At 70.1% G+C, this 211-nt stretch carries 1 protein-coding gene; it reads left to right on the top strand.

What is annotated here, in order from left to right; translation table 11 throughout:
* Window positions 1–211: hypothetical protein (locus AC6CH2_RS22580; RefSeq protein ID WP_498271175.1), on the top strand; the 211-nt coding region annotated here is incomplete at both ends.

The following is a 211-nucleotide window of genomic DNA, read 5'->3' on the forward strand; positions in this document are numbered from 1 at the left end:
TGTGACTGCCGGCTCGATCAGCAACACGGCGACCTCGACCAGCCCGGCCTGCCCGGCGGGCAGCACCGACCCTGCGTGCACCACGACGGTGACCACGCCGGTGACGGCGCTGAGCCAGACCCTGGCCAAGGCGATGACCGGTAACGCCGACGAAGACGGTTCGGGCACGGTGAGCCTGGGCGACACGCTGACCTACACGGTCACCGTGACC

The organism is Lysobacter sp. GQ73, from assembly GCF_059758755.1.